Raw genomic sequence first — 8,745 nt, 5'->3', positions numbered from 1 at the left:
TCCCCGCCCCGTCCTGCAGACGACGCTGTACTACGACGACAGCCAGGCCGCCGAGTTCAAGGAAGCGATGGCCGCCGGCGCCAAGGTGTGGAACGACAACCTTCAGAACGTCGAGCTGGTGAAGGCGCAGCCCGGCGGCCGGGCGGAGATCCAGATCATCGCCGACAACGGCTGGCCGCGCGCCATCGTCGGTCCCGTCCGGCCCGGTGGACGCGTCCAGGTCTGGTTCGGCCGGCAGGCGGTCACCCAGGGGTACGACCTCACCCGGATCGCCTCCCACGAGCTGGGCCACAGCCTCGGCCTGCCCGACATGAAGCCCGGTCCGTGCTCGTCGCTGATGTCCGGGTCCACCGCCGGGGTGGGCTGCAAGAACGCCATTCCGAACGCCACGGAGAAGGCGCGGGTCGAGGCGAACTACCGCGCCCGCGCCCGCGCCGCCGCCTCAAGCTCCCCCTTCGCCGGGAGCCTCGTGGTCGACGCGCCGTGAGCGCACACCGCGGGTGCCCGTGACCGGGGCGCCCGCGGTGGCCACCGGCCGCCATGCTCCATTCCGGTCGCCCTGTCTGCTACAAAGCAGAATCAACTGCCTGCCGTTCTGCCCGCGGCTCGTGGAGAAGGCGACCGTGGAGGGAGAAGCCGTTGTCGCGTAGGCCGCTGGGACAGCTGGAGGCGGAGGTGCTGGCGGCGCTGGCCGGGCTCGGCGGCTCGGCCCGGACCGCCGAGATCGTCGAGCGGCTCGACGGAGACCCGGCGTACACGACGGTGAACACGATCCTGCACCGGCTGTACGAGAAGAGGCTGGTGTCGCGGACGCGGGCGGGCCGGCACTACCGCTACCGGCTCGCCGTCGACGAGTCGGAACTCGTGGCGGACCGCATGCGCGAGCACCTCCGCCACGCCAACGACCCCGGCGGCGTGCTGAACCGGTTCGTCCAGACGCTCACGGACGAGGAGGCGCGCCAGCTGCGCGACTTCCTCGACCGGCCGGAGGAGGGCAGGTGACCTGGTTCACCTTCATGCCCCTCGTCGTCATGCTGGCGCTGAGCTCGGCGCTCGGCCGGACGCGGCTGCCCCTGCATCCGTCCTGGTCGGCGCGGCTCCTGGCCACGACCGGCGCGATGACGGCGGTCGCGGCGCTCGGTACGGGCATCTTCGTGGCGATCAACTACGCGGCGACGCTCGCGCCGTCCGCCGTCGCGCACGTCCCCGAGTGGGCGCTGTTCGGCGACGACGCGCCGGTCCCGGGCGTGGTGGGGATCCCGGCGACCGTCCTGTCCGCCGCCGGGCTGCTCGCCACGACCCGCGCCGCCGCGAGCTGGCTGGACGAGCTGCGCACCGCGCGGTCGCAGGCGCGGGAGCCGCTGGAGACCGAGGTCCCGATCGCCGTCGCCGTCCCGGGCCGGCACGGCGGGGTGCTGCTGTCCAAGGGCATGCTCCGGACGTTCACCGCCACCGAGCTCCATGTCGTCTTCCAGCACGAGTCGTCCCACCTGCGGCACCGGCACCACCGCTACGCGGCGGCCGGTGCGCTGGGCGCGGCGGTGCTGCGGCCGCTCCGGCCGCTGAACGAGCGGCTGCGGCTCGCCGTGGAGCGGTGGGCCGACGAGGACGCGGCGGAGGCGACCGGCGATCGCGCCCTCGTCGCCCGCACGATCGCCAAGGCCGCCCTCGCGCACCCGCCGCCCGCCGGACCGCCCGCGGGACCGGCTGCCGGGGGGCCCGCCGGACCGGCGATCGCGTTCGCCGAGTCCGGTGTCGTCGAGCGCGTCCAGGCGCTGCTCGGCACGCCACCGGACAGGAACGCGGTCACCGGCCCGCTGCTGTTCATGGGCAACGGCTTCGTCACCAGCTCGCTGACCGCCGCGACCCTCCAGCTCGACCAGGCCGCCCTCTCGTGCCTGCTGGCCCTCCTCGCCCTCCGCTGACCCGCCGTCCGCTGATCCGCCGTCCGCTGATCCGCCGTCCGCTGATCCGCCGTCCGCCGTGACGGCGGGCGGAGGTCAGAGCTCGAACTCGGACGGGTCGAGGCCGAGCGCGAGGCACGCCTCGCGGACGACGCCCTTCTCGGCGTTGTCGAAGTTCCCGTCCGCGCCGCCGATGATGATGCCGATCTGGATCACGGCGCGCGCCTCGTCGGGCTTCTTCTTGGCCTTGCCGATGTCCTGCAGGACGGAGACCTTCCCGAAGTCGAAGTCCGCGGTCAGCTTCGACACGTAGTCGTTGAAGCGGCGCTGCAGGTCGTCGGCGGGGAAGTTCTTCAGCACCTCGTTGCTGGAGATCAGGGACGCGGTCCGCTGCCGCTCGGACGGGTCGACGCTGCCGTCGGCGGCGGCGACCAGCGCGCACATCGCCATGCTCGCGTCCCGGAACGCGCCGCTCTTCAGATCGTTCTTCTTGCTGAGCAGCTGCGTCTGCAGGGTCTGGGTCGACTCGCGCAGCTTGTCCCAGAAAGGCATCGATTCCTCCGCTCGTGGTCCGTCCCGTCCGACCCTAACGGACCTGCTACACCCGTAGTAGCCGCGGCGCGCCATCCGAGGGCCGTGGGCGCGGAGGTATGGCCAATGTCCATCCGCGGCTATGGCCTGGGCCACTCTCCGCTATTCAGCGGACACCATGCGTAAGGCTACGGTGACGTCCTGCGCCCAGCACGGTGACCTCGGGAGGGCTCACATGAGCGACAACGCGGCATTCCGGTACGGCCGGACCTTCGATCTGTTCGACGTCGACCACAGCGGGTCGATCGAGTCGAGCGATCTGGCGGCGCTGGCCGGCGGCGTCGTGCGGGCCGGGAACGTTCCCGTCGACTCCGCCAAGAGCCAGGCGCTCCACGCCGCCTACCAGCGCTTCTGGGAGGTCGTCGCCCACTACGCCGACGCCGACTACGACGGACGCGTCACGCGCGAGGAGTTCATCAACGCGATGTCCAGCGGGATGAGCGACGGATCGCTCTTCACCGAGAGCATCGCGGACGCTGCCGGCGCAGAGTTCGCGGTCATCGACACCGACGACGACGGACGGATCGACCTGGCCGAACTCCAGACGTTCCTCGAGAACGCCGGCCTCGTCCCGGACGAGGCACGCCAGGCCGCAGCCGATATGGACGCCGACGGAAACGGCTCCATCTCCACGGAGGAGTACCGGAGGGCGTGGCTCAAGTTCTACCTCGAAATCGACCCCGAAACGAAGTCGTTCCTCGGCGGCCCCTACTGACCGGACAGCGGCCGGAAACGCGAAGCCCCGCGGCGGCGCGACCTGGCGCCCGGAGCCGGTCCGGGCGCGCATGATCTGACGGGACCGGGCCGTCATCGGTGCTTTCGATGACGGCCCGGTCCCTGCTGTTCTGCGGGTCCGCGCAGACGGGCCAGCAGGGCCGCCTTTATCAAGAATTCGGGGCGGCCAGGAGGCGGGTCGGGGCGATCCGGTCGATGTGCAGGATCGCGTCGAACGCGCCCGAGAGCGAGCCGACCGAGTGGTAATACTCGGCGTCGTTCTCGGGGAAATAGGCGGCGCTGACGGTCCGCAGCTTGGCGGGCCCGTCGAGGCGGCGCCGGACCGGCGGCGGGGCGCCGTGCCGCAGGTCGACCAGGTAGTCGGGAAGGCGCGCCGAGCCGAGGTCGCGGTCGACGAACGACTCGTGCGGGGACGGCATCGCGTAGACCGTGGGGCCGCCCCGCTCCCAGCCGGTGAGGACGTCCCCGTGATCGAAGACGGTGGCGATCGAGCGGTACCGCCTCCCGTGGACGCGCCGCAGGATGCCGCCCGCCATCCGCCGCCGGGTGACGTCCGGCCCGGGGTACTCGTCGGGGAACGAGACCACCTGCTCCTCGACGCCCGCGGTGTGAGCGTTGGCGGCGCTGTAGACGATGCGGTGACCGGTCCGGCGGCGCCAGTTCTCGACGAACCGGGCGATGTAGCGCTCCCGCGTGTCCTGCCGGTCGCCGGCGGTCGTGTAGGACTCGTACCAGCCGAGGAGAGCCAGCGCGTGCTGGACGGCGTCGTCCCGCGAGACGCCCGACCCTCCGGCGCCCGAGACCGCCGCTCGTCCGGCGCCCGAGACCGCCGGCCGGCCGGGGCCTGCGCGGCGCACCAGGTCGAGGACGGCGCGCGCGTGCCCGATGTACGGGCGTTTGAGCTCGTCGGTGAAATCGGGGTCGTTGTACCAGATCAGATGGTCCCGATGGTCGCCGTGCATGTCGATCTCCGACAGGTGGCCGTCGAGCTCGGCGTACCGGTCCGGCGCGACGTCCCTGACGTACGCGCGGATCTCGTCGTACAGCCGCTGCCGCAGCTCCAGGATGTCGGCGCCGAGGAAGCGCACCCGGTCGTGCGCCGGACGGCCCTCGTTGAACTCCCGCATCCATGCCACCAGGTCGAGGATGCCGTGGCTGCGGAGCATGAACATCGCGTCGCCGACCACGGAGGCGGCGTCACCCGAGCCGGTGGTGACGTAGCGGTCGATGGCGACTCCGGCGGCCCAGCTCTCCTCCCAGGCGATCGTCCGGAACCCGAGCCGCTCGACCAGGAAGCGCGCCACGCGGTGCTTGAGGGTCGTCACCGTGTGGCTGCCGTGCACCGGCTCGCCGATCCCGGCGATGCGCGCGTCGCCGATCAGGGGGCGCAGCGCACGCAGGTCGTCCAGCGGGCCTGCGGCGTCGAGGCGGGGGAGCGGCAGCGCGTGCCGGTCCAGCCAGGCGCGCAGCGCGTCCGTGCCCGCCGGGGCCGTACCCGCCGGGGCCGTGGCGTCGGCGGCTCTCGGCAACCCTAAGGACAGGGCTGCGGCGGTGCCGCCGGTGATCAGGGCGCGGCGGGAGAGCCCGTGGGCGTTGCTCCGCCCTGCTGTCTCGCGAGTCATGCTTGCTCCTTCGAGGATGCGGCGATGCCGGCGATCTGGTCGGCGAGCGCTTGCGGCGCGTCGAGCGGGACGAACGTCCGGGCGCCGGGGATCTCGACGAACTCGGCGCCGCCGAACGCCGCCGCCAGCCGCCTGCCGAGCGCCGGCTTGAACGCCCGGTCGGCGGTGCCCCAGACCAGCCGGACGGGGCCGCGGAAGGCGCCGAGCCGCGTCGAGACGTCGTTCAGCTCGCGCGGGTCGACGGCCTGGAGGAAGCGGGCCGCGTCCGTCCGGACGGCCGCGTCGGTGAGCGCCGGTTCGATCCAGGCGCGCGACTGCGCCGGGTCGAACCCGCGCGCGAGGAGGCCGAACCCGAGCGGCGAGTGCCGGAACGCGCGCAGCCGCATCGGCTGCAGGTTGAACCGGAGGCGGCGCGGTTCCTTGAGAAGCTGGAAGATCACGTTGAAGGGGAACGGCGGGAAGGTGTCGAAGGCGTCGCAGTTGGTGAGCACGAGGCGGCCGATCCGGCTCGCGTCGGTGTCGACGGCGTACTGGCACAGCGCGCCGCCGGTGTCGTTCCCGACCAGGGTGACGTCGGTGAGGTCGAGGGCTTCGAGGAACGCCAGGATCTGCCGGGCGACGCCCCGTGGCGACTGGTCGGCGCCGGGCACCGGCACGCGGTGCGAGCCGAGCGGCCACTGCGGGGCGTAGGACCGGACGCCCTTGGCGGCCAGCAGGTCCGCGACGCCGGACCAGAGCGAGCCGTCGACCAGGAAGCCATGGACGAAGACGACCGGCGGGGACGCGGAATCCTCCGGACCGGCGGCCCGGTAGCTTACGGTGCCGTGGGGCAGATCGATCATCTCCATCCGGCCCACCTCCTAAGATAAGTAACATACAACCTGCATGTATCTTACGGACAGACTGTATGAAACAAGCTCGTCGAACGCAAGCAGACCGCTCGGCCACCACCCGGGCGGCGCTCGTGCGCGCCGGCCGGAAGCTGTTCGCCGAACACGGCTTCGCCGGTGTCGGTACCGATGCGATCGTCCGCGCGGCGGACGTCAGCCGCGGCGCGCTCTACCACCACTTCGCCGACAAGACCGGCCTGTTCGTCGCCGTCCTCGACGAGCTGGAGGGCGAGGCCGCGCGGCGGGTGGCGGACGCGGCGGCCACGGCTCCCGAGGGCGACTTCCGCGAGACGATGACCCGCGCCATGCTGGCCTGGCTCGACGCCTGCGAGGACCCCGAACTGCAGCGCATCCTCCTGGTGGACGGGCCGTCCGTGGTCGGCTGGGCCCGCTGGCGCGAGATATGCCAGCGCCACGTCCTCGGCATGATGGAGGGCGTCCTCGCCCAGGGAATGGCCGGCGGGACGGTCCGGGAGCTGCCGGTCAAGGCGCTCGCGCACGCGCTGCTCGCGGTCGCGGACGAGACCGCGCTCCTGATCAGCGCCGCCGACGACCCGGCCGCCGCGCGCCGCGACGTGATGGCGGTCGTGGGCCCGTTCCTCGACGCCCTCCAGCCATAGACCGGCAGCCATAGACCGGCAGCCATAGACCAGAGCCCATAGCCCATTTCGTCCGCCGGCAGCAAAAAGGCAGGGAGACCGCAACTCCCTGCCACGTTCAATCTATAGCGCACTGGGGGGCTTGCGGCAAGCCCCGGGTCGTGCCGCAGAATCTGCGGCCGGAAACAACCTCAGTGAATGGGCGGTTCATGATTGACGTGATCATCGCCGGGGGCGGACCGACCGGAATGATGCTGGCGAGCGAGTTGCGGCTGCACGGCGTGCGGGTGCTCGTCCTGGAAAGGGACGCCGAGCCGAGCTCGTTCGTTCGCGCGCTCGGCCTGCACGTGCGCAGCATCGAAGTGCTGGAGCAGCGCGGTCTGCTGGAACGGTTCCTCGCGCACGGTACGAAGCACCCGATCGGCGGATTCTTCGCCGCCATTCCCAAGCCCCCGCCCGGCGGGCTGGACACCACGCATCCCTACGTCCTCGGCATCCCGCAGCCCGTCACCGATCGCCTGCTGGCCGAGCGCGCCGCCGAACTCGGCGCCGAGATCCGGCGCGGCTCCGAGCTGGCCGGGCTGCACCAGGACGACGCCGGGGTGACCGCCGAGCTGGCGGACGGCACCCGGCTGCGCTCGCGCTACCTCGTCGGCTGCGACGGCGGCCGCAGCACCGTGCGCAAGCTCCTCGGCGTCGGCTTCCCCGGCGAGCCCACCCGGGCCGACACGCTGCTCGGCGAGATGCAGGCGACCGAAGACCCCGCGACGATCGCCGCCGTCGTCGCGGACGTCCGCAAGACCGAGCTGCGGTTCGGTGTCGGACCCATGGCCGGGGCGTACCGCGTCGTCGTGCCCGCCGAAGGGGTGGCCGCCGACCGCACGGTCCCGCCGACCCTGGAGGAGTTCAAGCGGCAGCTACGGGCCTACGCCGGGACCGACTTCGGCGTGCACTCGCCGCGCCGGCTGTCGCGCTTCGGGGACGCGACCCGGCTGGCCGAGCGCTACCGGTCCGGCCGGGTGCTGCTGGCGGGCGACGCGGCGCACGTCCACCCGCCGCTCGGCGGGCAGGGCCTCAACCTCGGCATCCAGGACGCGTTCAACCTCGGCTGGAAGCTCGCCGCCGAGGTCGGCGGCTGGGCCCCGGACGGGCTGATGGACACCTACCACGCCGAACGGCACCCGGTTGCCGCCGACGTGCTGGACAACGTCCGCGCGCAGACCGAGCTGATGTCCGGCGGGGCGGGCCCGCGATCGGTGCGGCGGCTCATGTCCGAGCTGATGGACTTCGAGGACGTGAACCGCCACCTGACCGAGAAGCTCATAGCGATCGGCGTCCGGTACGACTTCGGCGGCGGGTCCGGCGGGCATCCGCTGGTCGGCCGCCGGCTGCGGGACATGGAGCTGAAACGGGGCCGCGTCTACGAGCTGACGCACCGCGGCCGCGGCCTGCTGCTCGGCCAGACCGGACGGCTGTCGGCGGCGGGCTGGGCGGACCGGGTCGACCACGTCGTCGACCACTCCGACGAGCTGGACGCACCGGCCGTGCTGCTGCGCCCGGACGGCCACGTGGCGTGGGCGGGCGACGACCAGCGGGACCTCCTCGACCACCTGCCCCGATGGTTCGGCGCCGCCGCCTGAGGACCCCGGCCCCTACCGGCTCGTGCTCGCGGGCTTGCGGGCGAGGACGAGCCGGTACCGTGCGCTTCCGTCCGCCCGCTGCCCCATGGGGGGCAGGGGCACGGTCGTCACGGTGAACCCGGCCGCGGTCAGCTCGTCGCGGAGGGCGTGCAGCGGCCAGGTCCGGTAGTACATGACGAACCGCGGGCGCCACACCGCGTTGCGAATCCGCATCACCACGTCGAATCCGAGGAGCATCCAGTACAAGCCCGAGGCGACGGGCGGCGGCGCACCGATCGGGAACGCGAAAAGCCCGCCGGGCCGCAACGCGCGGTACACCCCGGAGAACACCGCGGGACGTTCGGCGGGCAGGAAATGTCCGAGCGCCCCGAAACTGACCGCGAGGTCGAAGCCCTCGTCGAAGGGCAGGGCACGGGCGTCGGCGCGCACCCATTCGGCGTCCGGATGCGCGTCGCGCGCCTGCGCGAGCATTCCGGCGCTGAAATCGACACCGGAGATGCGCTTCTCGCAGAGGGGCCGGAGGACCCGCATTCCCGCGCCGGTACCGCAGCACACGTCCAGGCCCGCATCGAACGGCCCGAGCGGGCGCAGCGCGTCGGCGGTCGCGCCGAGCACGCTGTCGGGGGTGCGGAACGGTGTGCGGTCGAACTTGGGCGCGAGCAGGTCATAGGCGTCCTCCACCGAGGACAGGGCCTGGATCGCCAGTTCGCGCAGGGATGGACCTTGAGCGGAGAACACCGGCCAAGGCTACTTCCCGGCGCGCC

General features: G+C 72.4%; 10 protein-coding genes. 6 read left to right on the top strand and 4 right to left on the bottom strand.

Features of this window, described 5'->3' with window-relative positions:
- The 3 genes from E1264_RS03020 to E1264_RS03010 all read left to right on the top strand — a co-directional run.
- A partial coding sequence (locus E1264_RS03020) for a snapalysin family zinc-dependent metalloprotease (protein ID WP_132169316.1) occupies window positions 1–487 on the top strand: 487 nt, incomplete at its 5' end.
- A 152-nt stretch (window positions 488–639) separates the two neighbouring features.
- Window positions 640–1,002 (top strand): BlaI/MecI/CopY family transcriptional regulator, encoded by a 363-nt coding sequence (locus E1264_RS03015; protein WP_132169314.1) that lies wholly within the window; start codon window positions 640–642, stop codon window positions 1,000–1,002.
- Window positions 999–1,925 (top strand): M48 family metalloprotease, encoded by a 927-nt coding sequence (locus E1264_RS03010; protein WP_132169312.1) that lies wholly within the window; start codon window positions 999–1,001, stop codon window positions 1,923–1,925. Before E1264_RS03015 ends, E1264_RS03010 begins: the two co-directional genes overlap by 4 nt.
- 75 nt (window positions 1,926–2,000) lie before the next feature.
- On the opposite strand, the gene E1264_RS03005 is transcribed toward E1264_RS03010, so the two are convergent.
- Window positions 2,001–2,456, bottom strand: a complete 456-nt coding sequence (locus E1264_RS03005; protein WP_132169310.1) for a TerB family tellurite resistance protein — start codon at window positions 2,454–2,456, stop codon at window positions 2,001–2,003.
- Between the two features lie 214 nt (window positions 2,457–2,670).
- On the opposite strand from E1264_RS03005, the gene E1264_RS03000 reads away from it, so the two are divergent.
- A complete protein-coding gene (locus tag E1264_RS03000) occupies window positions 2,671–3,210 on the top strand; it encodes an EF-hand domain-containing protein (RefSeq protein WP_165963939.1) in 540 nt (179 codons plus the stop codon).
- Window positions 3,211–3,379: 169 nt separating this feature from the next.
- Here the strand turns inward: E1264_RS03000 and E1264_RS02995 are convergent, their stop codons facing one another.
- Together E1264_RS02995 and E1264_RS02990 are read right to left on the bottom strand one after the other, a co-directional pair.
- Window positions 3,380–4,852 (bottom strand): erythromycin esterase family protein, encoded by a 1,473-nt coding sequence (locus E1264_RS02995; RefSeq protein ID WP_132169306.1) that lies wholly within the window; start codon window positions 4,850–4,852, stop codon window positions 3,380–3,382.
- Window positions 4,849–5,700 (bottom strand): alpha/beta fold hydrolase, encoded by an 852-nt coding sequence (locus tag E1264_RS02990; protein WP_132169304.1) that lies wholly within the window; start codon window positions 5,698–5,700, stop codon window positions 4,849–4,851. Before E1264_RS02990 ends, E1264_RS02995 begins: the two co-directional genes overlap by 4 nt.
- A 116-nt stretch (window positions 5,701–5,816) precedes the next feature.
- Between E1264_RS02990 and E1264_RS02985 the strand changes: the two genes are divergently transcribed.
- Window positions 5,817–6,362: a TetR/AcrR family transcriptional regulator gene (locus E1264_RS02985; protein WP_207935684.1), complete on the top strand. Its 546-nt coding sequence runs from the start codon at window positions 5,817–5,819 to the stop codon at window positions 6,360–6,362.
- Between the two features lie 188 nt (window positions 6,363–6,550).
- Window positions 6,551–7,981, top strand: a complete 1,431-nt coding sequence (rox, locus tag E1264_RS02980) for a rifampin monooxygenase (protein WP_132169300.1) — start codon at window positions 6,551–6,553, stop codon at window positions 7,979–7,981.
- Between the two features lie 12 nt (window positions 7,982–7,993).
- On the opposite strand, the gene E1264_RS02975 is transcribed toward rox, so the two are convergent.
- The gene (locus tag E1264_RS02975; RefSeq protein WP_132169298.1) at window positions 7,994–8,719 is read right to left on the bottom strand and encodes a class I SAM-dependent methyltransferase; all 726 of its coding nucleotides are present in this window, start codon (window positions 8,717–8,719) and stop codon (window positions 7,994–7,996) included.
- Window positions 8,720–8,745 lie beyond the last annotated feature (26 nt).

Origin of the sequence: Actinomadura sp. KC216 (genome assembly GCF_004348535.1) — a bacterium.
GTDB lineage: Bacteria > Actinomycetota > Actinomycetes > Streptosporangiales > Streptosporangiaceae > Spirillospora.
The sequence above is the reverse complement of the archived record's forward strand: the minus strand, read 5'-3'. Positions and strand labels throughout refer to the sequence as shown.